Source organism: Corallococcus sp. AS-1-6, from assembly GCF_020037015.1.
In the GTDB taxonomy this organism is placed as follows: domain Bacteria; phylum Myxococcota; class Myxococcia; order Myxococcales; family Myxococcaceae; genus Corallococcus.
Genome location: NZ_JAIQDE010000014.1, coordinates 223714 through 247327 on the forward strand (window position 1 = coordinate 223714; position 23614 = coordinate 247327).

Here is a 23614-nt window from a genome sequence, read left to right on the forward strand (position 1 = left end):
GTACGAGCGCGCGCGTCCGCCCGAGCCGGGCACGGGCCTGCTGCGCGAGCGGGGCGTGTACCTCCTCACGGGCGGCCTCGGGCGCATCGGCATGGCCTTGGCCGAGGAACTCGCCACCTCGTTCCAGGCCCGGCTGGTGCTCGTGGGCAGGTCCGCGTTTCCCGCGCGCGAGGAGTGGGACGCCTGGCTCGGAGCACACGCCCCGGAGGACGCCACGTCCCAGCGCATCCGCCACCTGCGCGAGCTGGAGCGACGCGGCGGCGAGGTGCTGGTGATCCGCGCGGATGTCGGAAACGCGGAGGACATGGCGCGGGTGCTCGAACGGACCGAGGCCCGCTTCGGCGCGCTCCACGGCGTCATCCACTCGGCGGGCAGCCTGGGCGCCAGCGCGCACGTGCCCACGCTCGAAGCCAACGAGGCGCGGCACGCGGAGCAGTTCGAGGCGAAGGTGCGAGGCACGCGGATCCTGGAGCAGGCCCTGCGAGGCCGGCCGCTGGACTTCGTGCTGTTGCAGTCGTCGCTGGCGGCGGTGCTGGGCGGCATCGGGTTCGCGGCCTACGCGGCGGCCAACCTGTTCCTGGACGCCTTCGCCGCGCGCCAGGCACGGAGCGACGACACGCCCTGGTTCAGCGTGGACTGGGACGGCTGGAGTGAGGAGGACGCGCTCGAACCTGAGCGGATGGCGCTCACCCTGGCGGAAGGAGTCGCCGCGTTCCGCCGCGTGCTGGCGGGAGACGTCCGTCGCTGGGCCGTGTCGACGGGGGACCTCGCCGCGCGCAGGGCCACGTGGACCCAACCGGCGGCCGCGAAGCGAGAGCTGACGGGCGCCGCATCGCACGCGCGGCCGGAGCTGCCCACCGGCTACGTGGCGCCCCGCGACGCGCTGGAGAAGGAGCTGGCGGAGGTGTGGCAGGAGCTCCTCGGCGTGACGCCGGTGGGCATCCACGACAGCTTCTTCGAGCTCGGCGGTCACTCGCTCCTGGGCACGCAGTTGCTGTCGCGGCTGCGAGAGACCTACCGGGTCGAGCTGCCCATCCGCACGCTGTTCGAAACGCCCACGGTGGCGGGGCTCGCCCAGGCCATCACCGCGAGCCGAGGCTCAAGCGAACACGCCACGCCGGCCGAGGCGGCCCTGTCCCCCGTCGCGGCCACCGGACCGACAAGGGCCCCGCTGTCCTTCGCCCAGCAGCGCCTCTGGTTCTGGGAGCGCCTGGAGCCGGGCACGTCGGTCTACTCCATCCACACCGCGCTTCAGTGCGACGGAGACCTGGACGTGGGTGCGCTGGTGCGCAGCCTCCAGGCGCTGGTGGCCCGCCATGAATCCCTCCGGACCACGTTCGTGGAGGACGGCGATCAGGTCTTCCAGGTCATCGCGCCCCGGCTGGACCTGGAGGTGCCCATCACCGACCTGCGCGACCTCCCGGAGCCCGCGCGGGCCGGGGAAGCCCGCCGCGTCGCCGAAGCGGAAGGGCACCGCCCCTTCGACCTGGAGCGCGGGCCGCTCATCCGCGCCGGGCTCATCAAGCTCGGCGCGCGAGAGCACGTCGTCACCCTGACCGTGCATCACAGCGTGTTCGACGCCTGGTCGCTGGGCCTCGTCATCGGAGAGCTGGCGGAGTTCTACGCGGCCTTCGCGGAGGGCCGGCGGCCCCGCTTGCCGGAGCTGACCCGGAGCTACGCGGACTTCGCGCGCTGGCAGCGGGAGCGGCTCCAGGGTGAGGTGCTGGAGGCGGAGCTGACGCACTGGCGCTCCCAGTTGGCCGGAGCCCCTCCGGCGCTGGAGCTGCCCACGGACCGTCCCCGCCCGGCGACGCCGTCCTACGACGGCGCGAGCCAGCCGCTGGACCTGCCCCGCGAGCTCACGGACGGCTTGAAGGAGCTGGGCCGGCGCGAAGGCGCCACGCTGTTCATGGTGCTGCTCGCGGGCTTCCAGGCGGTCCTCGCCCGGCACTCGGGCCAGGACGACGTCGTGGTGGGGACGCCCATCGCGGGACGCAACCGCAAGGAGCTCGAAGGCACCGTCGGCTTCTTCATCAACACGCTCGCGCTGCGCACGCGCCTGTCGGGCAACCCCACGTTCCGTGAACTCGTGGGCCGCGTGCGCGAGGTGACGCTCGCCGCGTACGCGCACCAGGACATCCCCTTCGACAAGCTGGTGGAGGCGCTGGCGCCCCCGCGCGACCGCAGCCGGTCGCCCCTGTTCCAGGTCCTGCTCATCCTGCAGAACGCGCCGGTGCCCGAGCTGGCCCTGCCCGGAGGCCTGACGCTGCGCCCGCTCGCGGGAGCGGAGGAGGCGGCCCGCTTCGACCTCAGCCTGTCCTTCATGGAGACCCCCAGCGGCCTGCGGGGCACGCTGCGCTACGCGACGGCGCTGTTCGACGCCGCCACCGCGCACCGCCTGCTGGCGCACCTGCGCGCGTTCCTGGAGGCCGTGGTCGCCAGGCCCGACCAGCGCGTGGACGGAGTCCCCCTGCTGTCCACGGCCGAGCGCCGCGAGCTCCAGCGCCTGGAGTCGGGCGTGCGCGAGCCCCCCTCGCCCCGGTCCATCCTCGAGCGCTTCCACGGCCAGGTGGAGCGCGCACCGGCGTCGCCCGCCGCCATCATGGGCGCACGCACCGTGGGCTACGCGGAGCTCGCGCGCGACGCCCGGCGCATGGCCGCCGAGCTGGCGCGGCTCGGAGTCCGTCGCGGGACGCCGGTCGCCGTCTTCCTCCCCCGCTCGCCCGAGCTGCTCTCCACCTTGCTGGGCGTGTTCGAAGCGGGCGGCGCCTACGTGCCGCTCGACCCGGGCTATCCGCCGGAGCGCATCGCGTACATGCTCGACGACGCGCGCCCCAGGGTCGTCGTCACGGACGGGCCCCGGCGCGAGCAGCTCCCGGAGGCGTGGCGGCGCCACGCGGTGCTCATCGAAGGCATCGCCAGCGCGTCCACCGAAGGCTTCCAGCCGGTCGCCGTCCAGGGCGATGACGTCTCGCACCTGGTCTACACGTCCGGCTCCACGGGCAGGCCCAAGGGGATCATCTGCCACCACGCCGGCATCCTGAACTACGTGGGCTATCTGGAGCGCACGTACCAGCCGGGCCCGGGGGATGTCGCCCTGCAGCTCGCCTCGGCCTCGTTCGACGCCTCGCTGCGCGACATGCTGGCGCCGGTCCTGATGGGCGTCCCCGTCGTCTTCGCCGAGGGCGAGCGCGGGCGAGACCCGGAGGAGCTGCTCGCCACCATCGAGCACCACCGCGTGACGCTGCTGCCCAGCGTGGTGCCCAGCCTGCTTCGCCTGCTGCTGGCGGCGGCGGACACGCGCCCGCGCGACCTGCGCACGGTGCGGGTCATCCTGTGCAGCGGTGAGCGGCTCCTGGCCACGGACGTCGAGCGGGCGCGCGCGGTGTTCGGCCCGGGCGTGGGCATCGTCAACCAGTACGGCCCCACCGAGTGCACGCTGACGAGCACATTCCACCGGGCCACGCCCCAGGGCGTCCTGGGCGTGGTGCCCGCGGGGCGGCCCATCGACAACGCGGAGGTGCTGCTGCTCGACGAGTCGGGCGAGCGCGTGCCCACCGGCGTCGTCGGCCACATCCACATCGGCGGCAAGGGCGTGACGCACGGGTTCCTCGGCAGGCCGGACCTCACCGCGGAGCGCTTCGTCCCCCACCCCGGCCCGGACCGGTTCGGCGCGCGGCTCTACGCCACGGGCGACTACGGGCGCTGGCGCGCGGACGGCACGCTGGAGTTCGTCGGACGGCGTGACGACCAGGTGAAGGTGCGCGGCAACCGCGTGGAGCTGGGTGAGATCGAATCCACGCTCACGCGGCACCCCGGCGTGCGCGCGGCCGTGGTCCTCGCCATTCCCGAACAGGACGGCGGAGCAAGGCTCGTGGCCTGCGTCGTCCCCGGCGACACGGGCGCGCCCGGCGACAGCGACCTGACCGCGTTCCTCGCGGCCCGGCTGCCGGAGCCCATGCTCCCGTCCGCCTTCATCACCGTGGACGCCCTGCCCCGCACGCCCAACGGCAAGGTGGACCGCGCGGCGCTCATGCCCGCGGCGACGGCGGCCCGGCGGCGCGGAGGTGCCGGCGGCGACCAGCCCGTCGTGGCGCCGAGGACACCGACCCAGGAGATCCTCGCCGGACTCTTCGCGCGGCTCCTGTCGGTGGAGCGAGTGAGCGTCCAGGACAGCTTCTTCGACCTGGGCGGACACTCGCTGCTCGCGACCCAGGCCGTGTCGCGCATCCGCGCGGCCCTGGGCGTGGAGCTGCCCCTGCGCGAGCTGTTCGCGCACCCCACCGTGGAGGCCCTGGCCGAGCGCATCGACGAGCGCCTCCAGCGCCTGGGCGCGGGCGTGGACCGGCCGGCCATCGTCCCCGTCCCGCGCGAACAGGCGCTGCCGCTGTCCTTCGCGCAGAAGCGCCTCTGGGTGGTGGACCGGATGCGGCCCGGCAACGCGGCCTACAACATCTCCGGCGCCATCCGGGTGCATGGCGAGCTCGACGCGGGCGTGCTCGAGCGCTGCATCGCGGAGATCGTCCGCCGGCACGAGAGCCTGCGCACGACCTTCGAGCTGGTGGACGGTGAGCCGGTGCAGCACATCGCCGCGGACCTGGACGTCCCGCTGGCGCGCGTGGACCTGTCGGACGTGCCCCAGCCGGAGCGCGACGAGGTGGTCCTCCGCTACGTGAGCGACGAGGCGGGAGGCTCCTTCGACCTGGCCCGCGGGCCGCTCGTGCGCGTGTCGCTGCTGCGCATGTCCGCGCGGGAGCACGTGCTCGTCTTCGTGATGCACCACATCATCTCCGACGGGTGGTCGCGGGGCATCCTCGTCCGGGACCTGATGGCGCTCTACGTCGCCTTCGTCGCGGATCAACCCTCGCCCCTGCCGAAGCCGGCGCTCCAGTACGCGGACTTCGCCACCTGGCAGCGCGGCTGGCTGAAGGGCGACGTGCTGGAGGCGCAGCTCGACTACTGGCGGCGGCAGCTCGCGGACGTCCCGCCGGTGCTGGCGCTGCCCACCGACCGGCCCCGCCCGCTGACGCAGAGCCTGCGGGGCGCCCACCACCGCGCCACGCTGCCGCCTGCGCTCGTCGAGGCGCTGAAGGGCCTCAGCCGCGCGGAGGGCGCCACGCTGTTCATGACCCTCATGGCCGGCTTCCAGGCCCTGCTCGCGCGCTACACGGGCCAGGAGGACCTGACCGTGGGCACCGACGTGGCCGGCCGCAACCACGCGGACATGGAAGGCCTCATCGGCTTCTTCGTGAACCAGTTGGTGATCCGCGGACGGCTGGGCGGAGACCCGGCCTTCCGCGAGCTCATCCGCCGCGTGCGTGAGGCCTCGCTGGAGGCCTACGCGCACCAGGACCTGCCGTTCGAGGAGCTCGTCCGCGCGCTCAACCCGGAGCGCAGCCTGGGGCACACGCCGCTGTTCCAGGTGAAGCTGGCGCTCCAGAACCAGCCGCTCACGGAGCTCAGGCTGCCCGGCCTGACGTTGAGCGGCGTGGCTTTCGAGAACGACTCCTCCAAGTTCGACCTCACCCTGGTGCTGGAGGAGTTCCAGGGCAGCCTCGTCGGCGTGTGGGAGTACAGCACGGACCTCTTCGACGCGGCGACGATCGCCCGCATGGCCCAGGCCTACCAGCGCGTGCTGGAGGCGGCGGTCTCCGCGCCGGACATGAAGCTGGCCGCCCTGCCCGTGCTCGCGGACGCGGAGCGCCACCAATTGCTCGTCGAATGGAACGCCACGGACGCGGAGCTGCCCGCGGACCTGCGCGTGCACGCCCTCTTCGAAGCACAGGCGCGCCGCACGCCGCACGCGCTGGCGGTGTCCTTCCAGGGGCAGGCGTTGACGTACGCGGAGCTCGACCGGCGTTCCAACCAGCTCGCGCGCCACCTGCGCGGGCTGGGCGTCGGCTCCGAGGTGCGCGTCGGCGTCTGCATGGAGCGAGCGCTGGAGCTGGTGGTGGCGCTGCTCGGCGTGCTGAAGGCCGGAGGCGGCTTCGTCCCGCTCGACCCCGGCTATCCCACCGAGCGGCTCTCCCTGTTGCTCCAGGAGTCGGCGGTCTCCGTCCTCCTCACGCAGGCCGCGGTGCTCGACGAGCTCCCCCTGCGCTCCGAGCTGCCGGTGTGTCTGGACACGGAGTGGGCGGGCATCGCGCGCCACCCGAACACGCCGCTGGACGTCGCGGTGGCCCCCGGCGCGCTGGCCTACGTCATCTTCACCTCGGGCTCCACGGGGAAGCCCAAGGGCGTCCTGCTCACCCACCAGGGCCTGTGCAACACGGCCCTGGCCCAGGCGGCCACGTTCGACATCACGTCCGGCAGCCGGGTGCTCCAGGCCGCGGCGCTCGGCTTCGACGCCTCCGTCTCCGAGGTCTTCGCCACGCTCGTGGGCGGCGGGTGCATCCACCTGGCCCCGCGCGACGCGCTGATGCCGGGAGCACCGCTGCGCAACCTGCTCCAGCGCGAGGGCATCACCACCGTGACGCTCACGCCGCCGGTGCTGGCGCAGTTGGATCCGGCCGGACTGGACACGCTGCGGGTGGTCATCTCCGCGGGCGATGCGTGCACGCCGGAGATCGCCGCGCGGTGGAAGCCGGGCCGGCGCCTGCTCAACGCCTACGGCCCCACCGAAGTGACGGTGTGCGCGAGCATCAGCCCGGACGTGAACGCCGAGCGGCCGAGCATCGGCCGTCCGCTGCCGAACGTGCGGCTGTACGTGCTCGACGCCCGCCTCCACCCCGTCCCCCGGGGCAGCACGGGCGAGCTGTACGTCGGCGGCACGGGGCTGGCGCGCGGCTACCTGGAGCGGCCGGACCTCACGGCGGAGCGCTTCGTCCCGTCCCCCTTCGCGACCACGCCCGGAGCGCGGCTGTACCGCACGGGAGACCTCGTGCGGGTGCTCGCGTCCGGGGAGCTGGAGTTCGTGGGACGCGCGGATGATCAGGTGAAGGTCCGCGGCTTCCGCGTCGAACCCAGGGAGATCGAAGCCGTGCTCGCCCAGGCCCCCGGCGTGGACGAGGCCTGCGTCGTCGCCCGTCCGGATCCATCGGGAGGCAAGCGGCTGGTGGCCTACTTCGTCGCGCGAGACGAAGGCTCGACCGCCATCGACCCGCTGCGCGCGTTCATGAAGGGCCGGCTCCCGGACTACATGGTGCCGTCCGCGTGGGTGCCCCTCGCCGCGCTGCCGCTCACGCCGCACGGCAAGCTGGACGTCAAGGCGCTCCCGGAGCCCGAAGCGGTCAGCGGAAACCAGGGGACGCGCCAGCGCACCCCGCCCCGCACTCCGACCGAGGAGCTCATCGCGGGCGTGTGGAGCGACGTCCTCCAGGGCGCCCCGCTGGGCGTGGACGACGACTTCTTCGAGCTGGGCGGCCACTCCCTCATGGCCACCCAGGCGGCCACGCGCATGAGCGGCATCTTCGGCCTGGAGCTGTCGCTGACGGACTTCTTCGCGAAGCCGACCATCGCCACCCTCGCCGCGCACATCGATTCACTCCGGGGCACGGCCGGGCCGAGCCTCCCGCCCATCACGCCCACGCCCGCGTGCGAGCTGCTGCCCCTGTCGACGCGGCAGCAGGTGTACTGGTCGGATCCGGCGAAGGGCCCGGAGGACCTCGCGCACTCCACCCCGGCGGTGTTCCGGCTGGAAGGTCCGCTCGACGCCGCCGCCTTGAGCGAGGCGCTCGACGAGCTCATCCGGCGCCACGAAATCCTCCGGACGTCCTTCCCCCGCATCGACGGCATCCCCATGCAGCGCATCGCGCCGCACGGAGAGGCACGGCTCCAGGTCACCGACCTGGGCGAGCTGCCGGCACCAGCCCGCGAGGCCGAGGCATCGCGGAGGATCGACGAGGAGCTGCGCCAGCCGTTCGACGTGGAGCGGGGCCCCGTGTTCCGGGCCCGGCTCTACCGGCTGGAGGCGGAGCAGCACCTGCTCCTCATCAACCAGCACCACGCCATCACGGACTACGTGTCCACGGGCCTGCTCCTCGGGGAGCTGGCGGAGCTCTACGCCACGCACCGTCAGGGCCTGCCCTCACGGCTCCCCGAGCCCGCGTTGCAGTACCGGGACTTCACCCGCTGGGAACACGCCTGGCTCCAGGACGAAGCCCTGGAGTCCCTGCGCGCGTACTGGAGCCGCAAGCTCGCGGGGCCGATCCCCGCACTGGCGCTCCCCTACCGTCCGGCACGCACGGGTGACGAAGCACGAGGGAGCGCCGCCCATCCCTTCCAGCTCACGCCCGAGCAGGCCAGGTCCCTGCGCGCGCTCTGCCGGCGGGAAGGCGTCACGCCGTTCGTGCTGTTGCTCGCCGCCTTCCAGGTGCTGCTCGCGCGGGACGCGGATCAGGAGGACGTCTGCGTCGGCTTCTCGCACGCGAACCGCCCGCGTCCGGAGCTGGAGAAGCTGCCGGGCATGTTCGCGGGCTACCTGGTGGTCCGCACGGACCTGACGGGAGACCCCGGCTTCGTGGACGTCCTGCGCCGGGTCCGGGGCACGTACCTGGAGGCGTTCCAGCACCAGGGCCTCCCGCACGTCGAACTGGCGGCGAGGATGCCACCGCCGTGGCAGGTCGGCTTCTCCTTCACCGCCGTGGAGCAGCACCGCCCGGCCCCCGTGGCGGACCTGACCGTCTCCGTGGTCCCGCTCCAGCGCGAGCAGTCCCTGACGGACCTGAAGCTCAACGTCGTCGAGGACGCGGCGGGCCTGGGAGGCACGTTCGAATACAGGGCCCACCTGTTCGACCCCGAGCGCATCGCGGCCATGGCGGAGGACTTCCAGACGCTGATCGACGCCATCACGCAGGCGCCCACGCGGCGCATGAGCGAGCTTCCGCGGCGAGGACCAGCCCCGGCGCTCGCCCTGCCCGGAGACGACACGCCGTAAGGGGGTGCGGCAGGCGGAGTCCCAGGGAGAGCACGGCCAGCCGAACGCCCTTGCTCTCCATGGGCCGGTGCCGCACTTCCTCCATCCAGGGGGGATGCGCCATCGTTCCGCATGCCACCGACAGCTTCCGGAACCCCCTATCTGTTCTTCACGGGTAAGGGCGGAGTGGGCAAGACCTCGCTCGCCTGCGCGACGGCCATCCGGCTGGCGGACGCGGGCAGGCGCGTGCTGCTCGTCAGCACGGATCCGGCCTCCAATCTCGACGAGATGCTGGGAGTCGAGCTGTCGCGCCAGCCCAGGGACGTTCCCGGAGTCCCGGGCCTGATGGCGCTCAACATCGATCCCGAAGCCGCCGCTGACGCCTACCGGGAGCGGGTCCTCGAGCCCTTCCTCGGGCACGCCCCCGAGACGGAGGTGAAGAAGATCCGGGAGGAGCTGTCCGGCGCCTGCACCACGGAGATCGCCGCGTTCGACGAGTTCGCCGGGCTCCTCGAAGCCACGTGGCGCCAGCAGTTCGATCACGTCGTGTTCGACACGGCCCCCACGGGCCACACCCTGCGCCTGCTCAGCCTGCCCCGGGCCTGGACCGACTTCCTCGACAGCAACACCCGCGGCGCCTCCTGCCTCGGGCCCCACTCAGGGCTCACGATGCGGAGGGAGCGCTTCTCCACGGCCCTCGCCGCCCTCGCCGCTCCCCAGCTCACGACCGTCGTGCTCGTCACGCGGCCGGAGCGCGCGGCGCTTCAGGAGGCGGAGCGGACCGCGGCCGAGCTGCGCGCCTTGGGACTGGTCCACCAGCGCCTGGTCATCAACGGCGTCTTCCGGCCCACTGCCTCGTCGGATCCGATCGCCCTGGCCATCCGGGAGCGGGAGCAAGCCGCGCTCGCGCGCATGCCGCCAGCGCTCCGCTCACTGCCGGCCGAGCAGGTGCCGCTGCGGGCCTTCAACATGCTCGGCATCGAGCACCTCCGCGCCCTGCTCGACGATTCCCTCCAGCCTCCTCCGGCGCCCGGGCTCACGGCGACCCCGCCCCACCCCACGGCCTCGCTCTCGGGGCTCATCGACGAACTCGCCGCGCCCGGCCATGGGTTCATCCTCGTCATGGGCAAGGGCGGCGTCGGGAAGACCACGCTCGCCTGCGCTATCGCCGCGGAGCTCGCCACGCGAGGCCACTCCGTCCACCTGAGCACCACGGATCCGGCCGCGCATGTCGCCTCGACGCTCGAAGGCTCTCTTCCGAACCTCCAGGTGAGCCGGATCGACCCCCGCGCCGAGACCCAGGCGTATATCGAGAAGACGCTGCGCCGCAGGGAGGCGGAGCTCGACGACGAGGGCCGCGCCCTGCTGCTGGAGGACCTGGCCTCCCCCTGCACCGAGGAGGTCGCCGTGTTCCACGCGTTCTCCCATCTCGTCTCCGAGGCGCGCACCTCGTTCGTGGTGCTCGACACGGCCCCGACGGGCCACACGCTCCTCCTGCTGGACGCCACCGGGGCCTACCACCGGCAACTGACGCGCAACCTGCCGCCAGAGCACCTGAAGCTCCTCACCCCGCTGATGCGCATGCGCGACCCGGCCTACACCCGCGTCCTCCTGGTCGCGCTCCCCGAGACAACGCCCGTGTCGGAGGCCGCGCACCTGCAAGAGGATCTCCGCCGCGCGGGCATCGAGCCGTGGGCGTGGATCATCAACAACAGCCTGCTCGCCACCGGCAGCCAGGACGCGCTCCTGCGCGAGCGGATGCGAGCCGAGGCCGAGCAGGTGGCTCGGGTCGTGCGCGACCATGCCCGACGTGTCGCGCTCGTCCCGTGGATGGCCCGGGAGCCTGTCGGGCTGGAGCGGCTCCACGCCCTGGCAGCCCATCAAGCCCGGGGTGAGTCCCAGCCCCAGCCAGGGGGATGACTCAAACGCTCCGGGCTCCATCCGCCCGGCGCGCCCAGCCCTCGTGCTCCAGAAACGCCATGACGCGGGCGCGCACGTCATCGCGAATCTCGCGCACGCGCTCCACCGGCTTGCCCTTGGGGTCTTCCAGCGGCCAGTCAGCCCGCTTCAACCCCGGCACGTACGGGCAGGCGTCGCCGCACCCCATGGTGATGAGCCACTGAGCGCCCTGCGCCAGCTCGCCCGTGAGGCGCTGGGGCCGGGCGCCCGACAGGTCGACGCCCACCTCGGCCATGGCGGCCTGCACCTCGGGATGAACGCGCTCACCGGGCTGGGTCCCGGCGGAGACCGCACGCGCCCTGGCCGGGTCCACCAGGGCGTTGAAGAAGGCCGCAGCCATCTGCGAGCGGCCGGCGTTGTGGACACAGGCGAAGATGACCGTGTTCATCGCGAGGACCCCGAGGGAGGAGGCGAGGTGTTGTCGAAGCGGCGGGGCAGCACGGCGTCACGGGCCTCGGGGAAGAGCCGCCGCCTGAGCCACAGCGACAGGTAGACGAGCGCGATGAGGGCGGGCACCTCGATGAGCGGTCCGACCACCCCCGCCAGAGCCTCCCCCGAGGCCATGCCGAACACGCCCACCGCCACCGCGATGGCCAGCTCGAAGTTGTTGCCGGCCGCGGTGAAGGACAGTGACGCCGTCTCCTCGTAGGTGAAGCCCAGCCGGCGCGAGAGCATGAAGGCGCTGGTGAACATGACGGCGAAGTAGACGACCAGCGGGATGCTGATGCGCACCACGTCCAGCGGCAGGCGGGTGATCTTCTCGCCCTGCATCGCGAACATCAGGACGATGGTGTAGAGCAGGCCGACGAGCGCGGTGGGGCCCAGGCGCGGCAGGAAGCGCTGCTCGTACCACGCTTCGCCCTTGAGCCGGGTGAGGCCGATGCGCGTCAGCGCTCCGGCCACCAGGGGCACGCCCAGGAAGATGAGCACGCTCCTGGCGATGCTCCCCATGGACACGTCGAACGCGGTGACATCCGCGCCCAGCCAGCCCGGGATGACCGTGAGGAAGAGCCAGCCCAGCACCGAGTAGAAGAGAATCTGGAAGATGGAGTTGAGGGCCACCAGGACGGCGGCCACCTCGTTGCTGCCGCACGCGAGCATGTTCCAGATGAGGACCATGGCGATGCAGCGCGCCAGCCCGATGAGGACCAGGCCGTTGCGGTAGTGCGGCAGGTCCGGCAGGAAGAGCCAGGCCAGCGCGAACATCAGCACCGGCCCCACCAGCCAGTTGAGCACCAGCGAGAGGGTGAAGAGCTTGCCGCGCGTGCGCAGCCGGCCCAGCTCGCCGTAGCGCACCTTCGCCAGCACCGGGTACATCATCCACAAAAGGCCGATGGCGATGGGCAGCGACACGGTATCCAGCTTCACCGTGTCCAGCCGGGCACCCAGGTCCGGAAAGGCGCGGCCCAGACCGATGCCCAGGCCCATGGCGGCGAAGATCCACACCGGCAGGAACCGGTCGATGACGGAGAGCTTCTTGACGATGCTGGAAGAGGGCGCGGCGGTCATGGGGAACAGGGGCAAAGGGGCAAGAGGTCCGTGAGCTACCGGCAGGCGTTGGGGCCGCGGGTCTTGAGGAGGCGCGCCACGTCCTCGCGGAGCACGTCGTGCCTGGAGAAGGCGGCGACCAGCGCCTTGAGCTGCGCCCTGCACACCTCGTCCATCTGCGGGGCCAGCCGGTAGTAGACCCAGCTCGCGTCACGGCGCGCTTCGACGACGCCAGCGTTCTTGAGCACGGCGAGCTGGCGGGAGGTGTTCGACTGCGTCAGCCCGAGAGCAGACTCGAAGTGGCAGACGCACAGCTCCCCGTGGCTGAGCAGCGCGACGATGCGCAGGCGCGTCTCGTCCCCCAGCGCCTTGAAGAGGCGGGTGGCGGAACGGACCTCCAAGGACGTGATGGCGGCCGACATGACGGCATCACGATATTGGAATGTCGTGATTCCGCAACCCCGGGTGCTGTGACAGTGATGTGTCAGCTCCCGGTTGCCTGGGGCTGAGCCGGGGCAGCCGGCCCTCCATGCGCTCGCCGGCCGATGAACGCCTCGATGGGGCCCGCGGCCTCGCGCGTCTGCTCGGACTGGAGGAAGTGCGTCCGCAGTTGCTCACAGGCCTGCTTGCAGGCCGGATCCTTCAGGACGCCATCGAGCGCGGCGAGCAGGCGATCCGCGGTGAAGTCGCGGGGCGCGATGGTCCGGCCCACCCCGTGGAGCTCGACCAACCGCCCGATGTCCGGCTGATCGAACTGGAGCGGGATGGAGACCATGGGCACGCCGAACGCGATGCACTCCTTCACGCTGTTCGTGCCGGCGTGGTTCACCATCACCGCCGCCTTGCGCAGCAGCCCCAGTTGCGGCGCGACCTTCACGGCGATGACCCCGGGAGGCACGTCGAACATCGACGGCTCCATCGACGAACCCACCGCGATGACGAACTGGAGGTCCGGACGCCGCCCCGCCGCCAGGAAGGCCTCGCGGAGGATGCGCAGGTTGTGCGCGGAAGTCGCCGCGAGCGTCCCGAGCGCGAAGAAGACCAGCGGACGGTCCCCACTCAACCGCTCCCAGGGGAAGTCGGGCTCGCGGCGGTCGCGGTCGATGCACGGCTCGATGTAGCAGTATTCGCCCGGGGCGCTCGGCACGCGGACCTCCGCGAACTCGCGCGGGCACAGCAGCAGCTCCGGAGACAGCGCGCGATCCAGCGCGGGCATGCCCCGGGCCTCCTTCAGCGGATAGCGGTGCTTGCGCGCGAGCGCCAGCAACGAGGGGCGCAGGCGCGGAAAGAACCCGAGCGCCGTGAGGAGCCGCTCGCCCGGCATCGCGCCGCCGCGCCCCGGCCCCCGCTCCGCCCCGGCCTCGCGCGGGATGAGCTCCGGAGGAATCGTCACGTTCATCTGGAGCACCGGGATGCCCAGGCCATGCCCGATGACGGACAGGTGCCGGAGCTTCTCGTCACAGATGAGCAGGTCCGGCCGCAGCGCTCGCAGGGTGTCATCCACCTCCCCGTCCACCATCCGCTGGAGGGCCTGGTTGAAGCGAGCGGCCTGGGTGCGCAGGAACCACAAGAGCCGGGGGCCCTTCAGCCGCGCCGCCGTCGCGCGCAGCTCGCTCAGCTTCCCCTTGGGGAAGACGTCCGCGAACAGGGGCGTGAACTCGAAGCCCTCCGCGCGCACCTCGTCCTCCAGCTCCAGGATGCCCAGGTAGTGCACCCGGTGCCCCCGCCCCTGGAGCGACCGGGCGATTCGCAGGCTGGGATTGACGTGACCCGGCACGGGCAGGGGCGCGAGGACGATGGTGGCCATGGAGCACTTTCGGGCGTGAGAACGCCCAATCCGGTTTATCAGGTGCTTTTATCTTGGAAATATTGTAAAACAAGCCAGCTAGGATCTCCCGTGAGCCACTCCTTGGACATCGCGCCAGTTCAGCCCATCCGCACACCGGCCTGGGACGTCGACGGGGTCCCGGCTCCCAGGGAGCTGCTGGGCATCGTCGGAGGACTCGGGCCCCTGGCCTCCGCGGAGTTCCTGAAGACCATCTACGAGGAGAACCCCTTCGAGCTGGAGCAGGAGGGGCCCGCGTGCATCCTCCTGTCCTACCCGAACGTGCCGGATCGCACGCAGGCCATCCTGCGCGGCGAGGAGACGGCGGTCGTGCGGTGGCTCGAAGGCGTCATGGGCCGGCTGCGGTCGCTCGGCGCCCAGCGCATCGTGATTGCATGTGTCACCATGCATCACTTCCTGGGATACGTCTCCCCCGCGCTGCGTGAGCTCACGGTGTCCCTCGTGGACATGGTGCTCGACGAGGTCATCGCGTCCGGGAAGCGCTGGCTCATCCTCTCCAGCCAGGGCACGCGCACCGCGCGCGTCTTCGAGCGCAACGAGCGCTGGCGCGCGGCGGAGCCGCACCTGCACTGGACCACGCCCGAGGAGCAGGCGGAGCTGCACGAGGTCATCTACCGGCTCAAGAAGCACGGGGACGCCACCGAGGCGACCGCGCTGTGCGAGCGGCTGGTCCGCACCCACGACGTGGACGGCTTCATCGCGGGCTGCACGGAGCTGCACCTCGTCACGCGCCAACTGCGCACGCTGCCTCCGGAGGAGCGGGTGCGGAGCATCGACCCGCTCTTCCTCGTGGCGAACCGCATGCCGGGCCGGCGTCAGCCGGCCTGAGCGCGGCGCCGGCCCTCCGCTCAGTTGAGGAAGGCCTTCCAGGACGACATGAGGAACGTGAGCGCCTGACGCTCGACCTCGCTGAGGTCCGGATGCCAGGTGTCGACGAGGAGGACGGCCCGGAAGCGGTCGGAGTCGTTGCGGACCTCGTGCTCGAAGGAGTCGTCGAACACGATGCAACGGCCCTCCTCCCAGCCGCGCGTCTCGCTGCCGACGCGCATCTCGCAGTCCGGGGGAACGACGAGCCCCAGGTGGCACCGGATGCGGGTGTTGGTGAAGCCGCAGTGGGGCTTCACCTGCGTCCCCGGGGCCATGACGGAGAAGTAGGCCATGCCCGCCACCTCGATGCCCGGCACGTGCGAGAGCGCCCGGGTGGTGTTGGGGCACGACGCCTGGTTCTCCGCGAACCGGTGGCCCGTGTTGAAGAAGTAGAACGTGTCCCACTTGCCGCGGACCGCGAGCATGCGGGACTCGGGGTGGGTGCTCAGGCTGCCGTACTGCTCCAGCAGCTCCGCGCGGATGGAGGGAAAGGCCTGCTCCAGCGCCGCGACGAAGGCGTAGCGCTGCGGGTCGTGCCACGGCTTCGCCTCCAGCCCCGGGCACATCATCACGGGGTTCTGGAGCGGCGCGCCGCGGACCTCCGCCGAGGACAGCCCCTCCACCAGTCGCGCGATCTTCGCGGGCTCGATCTCACGCTGCTGCGCCCAGTTCTTCAGCGCCATCAAACTCGCGGCTCGGGGATCCATTGGCATGGCTTTGTGTCTCCGGAGAGGCGCCATCCTGACTGGTGGCTGGGAGACAAATCAACAAAATCCAACAACACCAACTAAACAAGTTTATCTAGATTATCCGGAACGCTTGCCAGGGGACCGAGTGAACATCGCCAAGCCGCGCGCTTCCCGAACAGGGCCTGGGTGGAGGCTCCGGCTGAAGTACCAATGGGCGGGCCTGCGGGGGGCCTACGCGTGGTTCCGGGCGCGGTACGTCCTGCTCAAGCCGCTGCCCGGCGACATCTACGTCGCGACCGCGGCGAAGGCCGGGACGACGTGGATGCAACAGATTGTCTTTCAATTGCTGCACGAGGGACGCGGCGAGTTCGAACACATCCAGGACGTGTCGCCCTTCCTGGACACGCTGGGGACGAAGCCGGAGGGCCGGGCGCTGCTGGCCGCGCTGCCGTCGCCGCGGATCATCAAGACGCACCAGAACCACGCGCTCTTGAGGCCCCCGGCCAGCAGCCGGATCCTCTACGTCACGCGGGCGGCCTCCGACAGCCTGCTCTCCTACTACCACCAGCAGGTCCTCCGTCAGGGAGGGAGCCAGGACTTCGGGCAGTACCTCCAGGGGGCGCTGCGGCACAACGGCTGGTCATCGCATCTGCGGTCGTGGTGGCCGCACCGCCAGGACCCGAACGTCCTGCACGTGCGCTACGCGGACCTGGTCGCGAACCGGGAGCGAGAGTGCCGGCGCATCGCTACGTTCCTGGGCCTGCGGCTGGAGGACGCGTGGCTTCCAAGCATCCTGGAGAAGACGAGCTTCGACTACATGAAGCGGAACACCCACCGCTTCGACCCGCTCCGGGGCAGGCCGGAGCGTGGCAGCTTCATCCGCGAGGGGAAGGTGGGCAGCGGTCAGGGCGCGCTCGACCCGGAGCACCAGGCCCTGCTGGAGCAGGCGCTGGCGCCGCTGTACCGCGAGCTGGGCATTCAAGGCGGCGAGGTCTGAAGCTGAGGCCAGGCCGTGGGCCGCCCACCTGTTGACCAGGCGGCGCAGCGCCCAGGTCCCGCCACCCCTTGCCTGGGGCCTGTCCGCTGTCGGCCACGGACCGCATCGTTCTCCAGGGGAAGCGTGTGATGGAGCGAAAGACGGACGCGGACGTCCAACCAGCTCGGGCGATCTCTCTCTTCCTGTGCGGCGACGTGATGACCGGCAGGGGCGTTGATCAGGTCCTGCCCCACCCCGCTCCACCCGGCATCCACGAGTCCTATCTCCAAGACGCCCGGGACTACGTCGCGCTGGCCGAGGAGCACAGCGGCCCCATCCGCAAGCCCGTCGGTTTTGGTGAAATCTGGGGTGAAGCGCTCGCCGCACTGGATGCGGCCGCGCCCGACGTCCGGCTCATCAACCTGGAGACAAGCATCACCACGAGCGAGCAGTGGTGGCCCGACAAGGGCATCCATTACCGGATGCACCCCGAGAACGCCGCCTGTCTCACGGCGGCCCGGATCGACTGCTGCGCGCTGGCGAACAACCACGTGCTCGACTGGGGCTACCCGGGGCTGACGGAGACGCTCGCCACGCTCCGAAAGCTGGGAGTCGCCACCGCGGGGCTGGGGGAAGACCTGGAGGAGGCCCGTCGGCCCGCCTGCCTGGAGGTGGGACCTGGGAGGCGGGTCGTCGTGTTCTCGTGCGGAGACGACAGCAGCGGCATTCCGCCGGCATGGGCGGCGGGGAGGGACAGGCCGGGCGTGGACCTGCTGCCCGACCTGTCGCTCGCGACGGCGCGGCGTCTGGGCGAACGGGTGGCGTCCATCAAGCGCAAGGGAGACGTCGTCATCGCCTCCATCCACTGGGGCGGCAACTGGGGCTACACGGTGCCGGAGGTCCGGCGGGCCTTCGCCCATGCGCTCATCGAGGAGGCCGGCGTGGACGTCGTCCACGGTCACTCCTCGCACCACCCCCGAGGCATCGAAGTCCACCAGGGCAAGCTCATCCTCCACGGGTGCGGTGATTTCCTGAACGACTACGAGGGCATCCACGGCCACGAGGACTACCGACCCGACCTGGCCTTGATGTACCTGGCGTCGGTGGACCCGATAAGCGGCCAGCTCGTCAGCCTGCGCATGCGTCCCATGCAACTGCGTCAACTCCGGCCCCACCGCGCCGCACTGCGAGACGCTGAATGGCTGTGTGGCGTCATGGACCGGGAGGCACGCCGGCTGGGCCCCCGGACTCGGGTGGTGCTGGAGGGAGAGGAGGCACTCGTCCTCCAGTGGGGATGAGCCCCTCTGTGGGCGGCGCGAGGACCAGGCGCCGGGCGAAGCCGCCCCACCCCGTTGCATCACGGACGTGGCGATTCATCGTTTCCGTGGAGCCTGAGGCCCGCCGCGCATGCCGCGCGGCGTACGGCATGAGCGAGGAGATGAGTCATGGCACTGCTTCCCATCCGGCGCGCGCGGGAGCTCGCGCGCAGCGAGCAGACGTGGGACCCGTTCGCGCAGATGCACGAGTTGCTCCATGGGGAGCCGGCGGCGCTGCTGCGCAGGATGATTCCAGGAGGTGAGGAGGGCTGGGCGCTCACCCCGGACTTCGATGTGAAGGAGACGAAGGACGCCTATGTCTTCAAGGCGGACCTGCCGGGCATGAAGCAGGAGGACGTGGAGATCTCCGTCACCGGACAGCGGCTGACCATCAGCGGCAAGCGTGAGGAGGAGAAGCGCGAGGAGGGCGAGCGCTTCTTCACCTACGAGCGCAGCCACGGCAGCTTCAGCCGCACCTTCACGGTGCCGGAGGGTGTGGACGTGGACCACGTCAACGCGGAGCTGAAGGACGGCGTGCTCACCCTGAACATCCCCAAGCGTCCCGAGGTCCAGCCCAAACGCATCCAGATTGGTGGGGGCGCGACGAAGGGCAAGGCGTAAGCGGCCCGACATCCCCGTCCGCCTTCAAGGCACGCCAACACGCCCGTGCGACCTCCGCACGGGTGTCCAGGGCGGCTGGCATTGCCAACCCTCCTTACCGCACCGCGCCCGCCACGGGCGCGGGTACCAGCGGTCCGGAGGCGACGATGACGGGCATGAGGGCGTGGGTCATCACGGGGTGGGGGCTGGGCGTGGCGCTGGCCACGGGGTGTGGTCTGGAGCCCGTGGAGACGGCCCGGGCCCAGAATTCTGAGGCCTCGTTGGACACGCGGCATGCCGGGGGCCAGACGCGCTGGGTGCGCCGGGGCGTGGGCTCACCGGGAGGTAACGTCCTGCCGGGTGACGTCACCACGGACCGGGACGGCGCCAACATCGTCGTCGGCACGTACGAAGGTGCACCGGACTTCGGCGGCGGCGCGCTGCCCGCGGTCGCCGCGGAGTCCGGGCACAACGCCTTCATCGTGAAGTACGCGCGTGACGGGCGGCTGCTCTGGTCCCACGGCTATGGCGCGGCGGAGGGAGCCCTCTTCCCGGACACCTATTTCGAGGTCGCCGCCACGGACCATCAGCGCAACATCACCGTGCGAGGAAACACCTCCCACCCGGTGGTGCTCGGAGGCGTCACGGTGACGGGCTTCTTCCTGGCGCAGTTCACGCGCGACGGAGAGGTGCGCTGGGTGCGGAACCTGCGAGGCAACTACGACGGGGCGCCCGGGCTGACCGTCGACAGCAAGGACCAGGTCATCCTCGCGGGCGCCGTGGAGGGGCCAGCGGACTTCGGCGGAGGCCCGCGCAGCACGGGGCCTGTCTCCGCCTTCCTGGTGAAATACACCCGCGACGGGGCCTGGCTGTGGGACCGCGTCTTCGCCTCGCCGGCGACCGCCTTCCTGGGGGGCGTCGCCACGGACGAGCAGGACGACCTCTACATCGCCGGCTCCTTCGATGAAGCGACGGACTTTGGAGGCGGCGCGCTGCGGCCGTCCGCGCCGGGCGTGGAGACGGCCGTGGTGGCCCGCTTCAGCGCGTCAGGGCGGCATGTCTGGTCGCGCACGCTCAAGGGCGCGACCGCCCTCACCCGGTTCAACGACATCGCGGTGCACGGCAACCGAGTGATGCCGGTGGGCCGGTTCACAGGCCGCTTCAAGTTCGACGGGCGCACGTTCATCGGGCGCGCGGTGGGCAGCACGGGCATGGTGCTCGCGATGACGCGCGACGGAGACGACCGCTGGGGCCACAAGCTGGGCTGGCTCGTCTCCCAGGTGCGCTCCGACCACGAGGATCGCGTCACGGTGCTCGGCACGGCCATGCCGGGAGACAACGTGGGCTCGGGCCCACTGCCACCGGAGTCCTCCCTGTACGCCTTCGTCAACAAGTACGACCGGGTGGAGGGAGCGCGCGACTGGGTGCGCACCTTCCCGGAGGAGACCACGCTCTTCACGGGCCTGGGCGTCTCGCGCGAGGGAGAGGTCGCCGTGACAGGAGGCTTCCGTGGCCCGGTGGACTTCGGCACGGGGACGCTCCAGCCCACCACTCCGGACACCTTCGATCCGTTCCTCTTGAGTTTGTATCCATGAGACCCCTCAAACGGGAAGCTACTCGCAGGTTGTCGTTAGCGTTGTTGGCGTGAGCCTCGGGTTTGATCAGCGTCTTTTCGGAGGACTTGAAGAGGTTCGCCATCACCTTGTCCATGGTCGCGCCCAGGACCCGGTCACCGGAGAAGCCTGCGGCAAGAGCGATGCAACCCATGAGGAACGGTGTGGGACTCTGCGTGACATAAGCACTTCCGGACCTGACCAGGAGGTAGAAGAAGGCGGCGGTAAAGCCTCCCAGTGCCGGCTTGGCGAACAGGTAATAGATGAAGTACCGCGTCGTGGGACCCACGGACAGGATGAAGGGGTCCTTCGTCATCATGTTGGAGATGATAGCGCCGCCTGCCCCCAGCAGAATGAAGAGCAGGATGTTGCCGCTGGAACCGTAGTTGAAATAGTTCCAGTAGAAAGGCAGGGCCACGCCGAAGATGAGCACCAGCAGCACCGCGCTCATCACCTGGATGAGTGTATTCATCGCAAGCATCCAGAATCCCTTATCCACTTGTTCGTTGATGAGCCGGAGGGCGCCTTGCAGGACGTCCCGGCCGGGAGTGGACACTGGATGACGGGGGAATAGTACGTCCTCGTAGCGCTTCTTCTGGGCGGGGTCCTTCACCTTGCGCTCGAAGCGATCCTGGATGCTCAGGGCGCGTTCCTTGAGCATGGATTCGGGGAGGATCTGCAGCAACATCGCATCCACTTCATGCACGAGCTGCCAGAAGCAGAAGGGCCGCCTCCAGCGACGATCGATGCTTCTTTGGGCCTGCGTCAATCGCTGGACGCACTGCAGAAGGATGAATGACTGCTCCTCGGTCAACGGGTGCTGCCGACAGGCCAACCGGATGGCACACAGTTGGAGCTGGGAGACACGTGTCTCCAGTTCGTCCCAAAGCATCTGCGTGGTGGAGAGCAGCCAGAAGTGCTTCCCATGCTGCTTCATCTGGACATTCCTGAGCAGCGACGAGATCTGACTTATGACGTCTGGCGTCCCGGGCGCATACCTCAAGGCGTCTTGGGTCGAGGGTTCATATTTCGCGTCCATGCAAGCTGAGTATCCACTGGCTTCGGTCAGGGGAACCCGCCGTTCCGCCAGCGTTCCTGGCAGGGAACGCATGGGTATTCCAACTCCGGCCGTTCCTCGCTTCGCCCAACTCCTCGTCTGGCTCACAGGGCTGCACCACCTGCCATGATTACGCCATGGCACCGCACACGAAGACAGAACACACGCCACGGTTGTTCAGCCCCAAACCCATCCCCGAGGCCAAGGCCTACCAATGGAGCGAGCTTCTGCCCCCAACACAGGATGCCCTCCGTGATCTCATCGCGTGGCTGAGTGCCGCCTGCGACAGCAGTACCCAGCCCCTCCGCGACACCAGCAAACACCGCCATGACACCAGCGCCCAACCCAACCAGGATGAACACCTCTCCACCAGCCTTCTCATTTCCGGCGAACGCGGTACTGGAAAGACCACCGTCCTGCTCAGCGCCGCACAGGCGCTCCAGGACTGGCGGACCTTTCTCTACGGGAGTCGCAAGCTGGAGGACGTAAAGCCGGAGCTGGATCCTCTGGCGCAGCTCTTCCAGGACATCGAAAAGCGCGTCATCTGGTTGGATCCACTCGATCTGGAGCCGCTTCACGCGGATGCCAACCTGCTGGCAACCTTTCTGGTCCGCGTGAGCGCCGCGCTCGGCCAGTCCGAAAGCGGCGGATCCGTTCACGGGGTCACTTCGTCGTCGCACTCCTCCCTCCTCGAGGAGAGTGCTGAGGAGGCATGGGGCCAGTTGGACCGGCTCGTCCAGGACGCCACCCTCATGTGGGAGGCCATCCGGTCCACGGATGACCGCACACGCGCGGATCTGCAGATCAAGTCGTCCGGCACCTTCACGGGCTTCCAGCAACACTTCCGCATGGCCATGGAGGAGGTGTCCCGCACACTGTCGATCCCCCGCTTCGGTTCCGCGGGCGGCCCGCAGGTGCTCCTAGTGCTCCCCATCGACAATGTGGACCGGAGCATCGATCACCTCTACAGCATCGTGAAGCTCACCCGGATGGTCTCCAGCCGAAGGATCTGGTTCGTCCTGGCGGCTGGCGCGGAGGAGTTCCAGCTCTTCATGGAGCGCTCCTTCCAGAAGGAACTCATCACCTTGGGCCAGACAGGCATTGGCGCAAGCGGGGAAGCGGAATCAATCGCCATTGCCCGTCGCCAAGCCGCCACCACGCTCCGCAGAGCACTCCCTCCCAGCTATCGGATCGAACTCGACACCGTCAGCCCGGATCGCGCTTGGTGGTATCCATACGGTCCCGGCGATCAGACACATGACTCTGATGCGCGGCCGAGCCTCCATAAGCTGCTGGATGGGCTCAAACTGCCACATAGGAAAGAGTCCAGCCGAGGGGAACAACTGGAGCACTTCTCCGCGCTTTTCGATATCCACAAACGGCTCGATGGCGAGGTGTCAAAAGCATACCACGAGTCCCTCCAGGTCAATGAGCAAGACATCCACCTCAGGGAAAAGAGCAAGGATGCAGACCGAAGCCAGGAAGAACAGTCCCCGACCCCTCAAGAAGGCCAGAAAATAGAGGCGCCTGTTCTCACGTACGCAGCCAGGCTGGCGCTTTCAATCCCAGCGCGCACCCTGCAAGACCTCTGGCACGCCCTCTACCGCGAGTGGCGGCGCCAGGAAGACGATGGGGGCGAGGCGGGGGATGGGGCAGTCACGGTGGCGACCCTCATGCTTCGCCGTGCCATTGACGAGAGCGACTTGCCAGCCTGGGCAAGCGAGCAGTTGCATAACCGCATCATCCGGCGGAACAACCGGCACAAGATCTTCCTGGATCTCACCGGGCAACCCGTTCGCAAGGACAAACGCACCACCCTGGCGGACGTGGTGGAGTGGCCCCGCTGGGAGGAAGAGGAGGTACGGCTGGATGGCAGTCGCAATTGGAAGAAGGACCTGTCCAGCAGCAGGGTGTTGAGCCGTCAACTCCACCTGCGCCGCTTCGGCGACCTCATCCTTAGGCTGGACGACCTCGAATCGCCCGGTCGCTCCGTCCCGCTCCCTCCGGATGTCGCGGGCTGGTTCATGCTCCTGCACGACGTGCTGATGTTGTCGGAGGAGGAGGAGCCCCGGGTCCTGGTCGAAACCGCGAGCGCCCAGGAGATGACTCCCGACCTCGTGGTGACACTGCATGAGCTCTGGGTGGAGCACTCCGCTCTCGAACCCCACGTGCAGATTGAGTTTCCATGGACTCTTCCCAGATGGGAGACCTACTTCGACTTCATGCTCTTCACCGTGCAGTGGAGAGGTCGTGTCAATTGGAGTGGAAACGCGTCAGGCGGCGCGACGAGTTCCCTGCGGTAGCATGACGAGGTTGCCGTCCTCGTAGGTGCGGCCAGCGAGTACGTCT

Annotated in this window: 13 protein-coding genes (1 of these 13 cut by a window edge); 8 read left to right on the top strand and 5 right to left on the bottom strand. The window is 69.9% G+C overall.

The annotated features are described in order from the left end of the window. Together K8612_RS21075 and arsA are read left to right on the top strand one after the other, a co-directional pair. Positions 1-8875 carry the 3' portion of a non-ribosomal peptide synthetase/type I polyketide synthase gene (locus K8612_RS21075; RefSeq protein ID WP_223763592.1) on the top strand. The gene continues 3410 nt to the left of window position 1, outside the view, so only the last 8875 of its 12285 coding nucleotides appear in the window; its start codon lies beyond the left edge, outside the window; it ends in the stop codon at positions 8873-8875. Positions 8876-8986: 111 nt separating this feature from the next. Further along, positions 8987-10774, top strand: coding sequence for an arsenical pump-driving ATPase (arsA, locus tag K8612_RS21080; protein ID WP_223763593.1), 1788 nt, complete (start codon positions 8987-8989; stop codon positions 10772-10774). Between the two features lies 1 nt (position 10775). On the opposite strand, the gene K8612_RS21085 is transcribed toward arsA, so the two are convergent. The 4 genes from K8612_RS21085 to K8612_RS21100 form a co-directional block, all read right to left on the bottom strand. Then, on the bottom strand, positions 10776-11201 hold the full coding sequence (locus K8612_RS21085; protein WP_223763594.1) for a low molecular weight phosphatase family protein: 426 nt from the start codon (positions 11199-11201) through the stop codon (positions 10776-10778). Beyond that, positions 11198-12322: an ACR3 family arsenite efflux transporter gene (arsB, locus tag K8612_RS21090; RefSeq protein ID WP_223763595.1), complete on the bottom strand. Its 1125-nt coding sequence runs from the start codon at positions 12320-12322 to the stop codon at positions 11198-11200. The genes K8612_RS21085 and arsB overlap by 4 nt, the downstream gene beginning before the upstream one ends. Positions 12323-12357: 35 nt before the next feature. Continuing rightward, the gene (locus tag K8612_RS21095) at positions 12358-12723 is read right to left on the bottom strand and encodes a metalloregulator ArsR/SmtB family transcription factor (RefSeq protein ID WP_223763596.1); all 366 of its coding nucleotides are present in this window, start codon (positions 12721-12723) and stop codon (positions 12358-12360) included. A gap of 62 nt (positions 12724-12785) precedes the next feature. Further along, a complete protein-coding gene (locus K8612_RS21100; protein WP_223763597.1) occupies positions 12786-14108 on the bottom strand; it encodes a glycosyltransferase in 1323 nt (440 codons plus the stop codon). A 90-nt stretch (positions 14109-14198) separates the two neighbouring features. Here K8612_RS21100 and K8612_RS21105 point away from each other — a divergent pair, with 90 nt between their 5' ends. Continuing rightward, positions 14199-14975, top strand: coding sequence for an amino acid racemase (locus K8612_RS21105; RefSeq protein ID WP_223738222.1), 777 nt, complete (start codon positions 14199-14201; stop codon positions 14973-14975). Between the two features lie 20 nt (positions 14976-14995). Here K8612_RS21105 and K8612_RS21110 read toward each other — a convergent pair whose 3' ends face one another. Next, a complete protein-coding gene (locus K8612_RS21110; RefSeq protein WP_223763598.1) occupies positions 14996-15727 on the bottom strand; it encodes an aspartyl/asparaginyl beta-hydroxylase domain-containing protein in 732 nt (243 codons plus the stop codon). Between the two features lie 121 nt (positions 15728-15848). On the opposite strand from K8612_RS21110, the gene K8612_RS21115 reads away from it, so the two are divergent. The 5 genes from K8612_RS21115 to K8612_RS21135 all read left to right on the top strand — a co-directional run bounded on the left by K8612_RS21115 (position 15849) and on the right by K8612_RS21135 (position 23568). Beyond that, the gene (locus tag K8612_RS21115; protein ID WP_223763599.1) at positions 15849-16700 is read left to right on the top strand and encodes a sulfotransferase domain-containing protein; all 852 of its coding nucleotides are present in this window, start codon (positions 15849-15851) and stop codon (positions 16698-16700) included. Between the two features lie 128 nt (positions 16701-16828). Continuing rightward, entirely contained in the window at positions 16829-17977 is a 1149-nt protein-coding gene (locus tag K8612_RS21120; RefSeq protein ID WP_223763600.1) for a CapA family protein, read from the top strand. A gap of 147 nt (positions 17978-18124) precedes the next feature. After that, positions 18125-18616, top strand: coding sequence for an Hsp20/alpha crystallin family protein (locus K8612_RS21125; protein ID WP_223738218.1), 492 nt, complete (start codon positions 18125-18127; stop codon positions 18614-18616). Positions 18617-18762: 146 nt separating this feature from the next. Next, a complete protein-coding gene (locus K8612_RS21130) occupies positions 18763-20190 on the top strand; it encodes a hypothetical protein (RefSeq protein WP_223763601.1) in 1428 nt (475 codons plus the stop codon). 1212 nt (positions 20191-21402) lie between these two features. Next, entirely contained in the window at positions 21403-23568 is a 2166-nt protein-coding gene (locus tag K8612_RS21135) for a hypothetical protein (protein ID WP_223763602.1), read from the top strand. Positions 23569-23614 lie beyond the last annotated feature (46 nt).

Coding starts and splice junctions, on each gene's coding strand:
- arsA (WP_223763593.1), top strand. CDS start 8,987: ATGCCACCGACAGCTTCCGGAACCCCCTATCTGTTCTTCACGGGTAAG.
- K8612_RS21085 (WP_223763594.1), bottom strand. CDS start 11,201: ATGAACACGGTCATCTTCGCCTGTGTCCACAACGCCGGCCGCTCGCAG.
- arsB (WP_223763595.1), bottom strand. CDS start 12,322: ATGACCGCCGCGCCCTCTTCCAGCATCGTCAAGAAGCTCTCCGTCATC.
- K8612_RS21095 (WP_223763596.1), bottom strand. CDS start 12,723: ATGTCGGCCGCCATCACGTCCTTGGAGGTCCGTTCCGCCACCCGCCTC.
- K8612_RS21100 (WP_223763597.1), bottom strand. CDS start 14,108: ATGGCCACCATCGTCCTCGCGCCCCTGCCCGTGCCGGGTCACGTCAAT.
- K8612_RS21110 (WP_223763598.1), bottom strand. CDS start 15,727: ATGCCAATGGATCCCCGAGCCGCGAGTTTGATGGCGCTGAAGAACTGG.
- K8612_RS21120 (WP_223763600.1), top strand. CDS start 16,829: ATGGAGCGAAAGACGGACGCGGACGTCCAACCAGCTCGGGCGATCTCT.
- K8612_RS21125 (WP_223738218.1), top strand. CDS start 18,125: ATGGCACTGCTTCCCATCCGGCGCGCGCGGGAGCTCGCGCGCAGCGAG.
- K8612_RS21130 (WP_223763601.1), top strand. CDS start 18,763: ATGACGGGCATGAGGGCGTGGGTCATCACGGGGTGGGGGCTGGGCGTG.
- K8612_RS21135 (WP_223763602.1), top strand. CDS start 21,403: ATGGCACCGCACACGAAGACAGAACACACGCCACGGTTGTTCAGCCCC.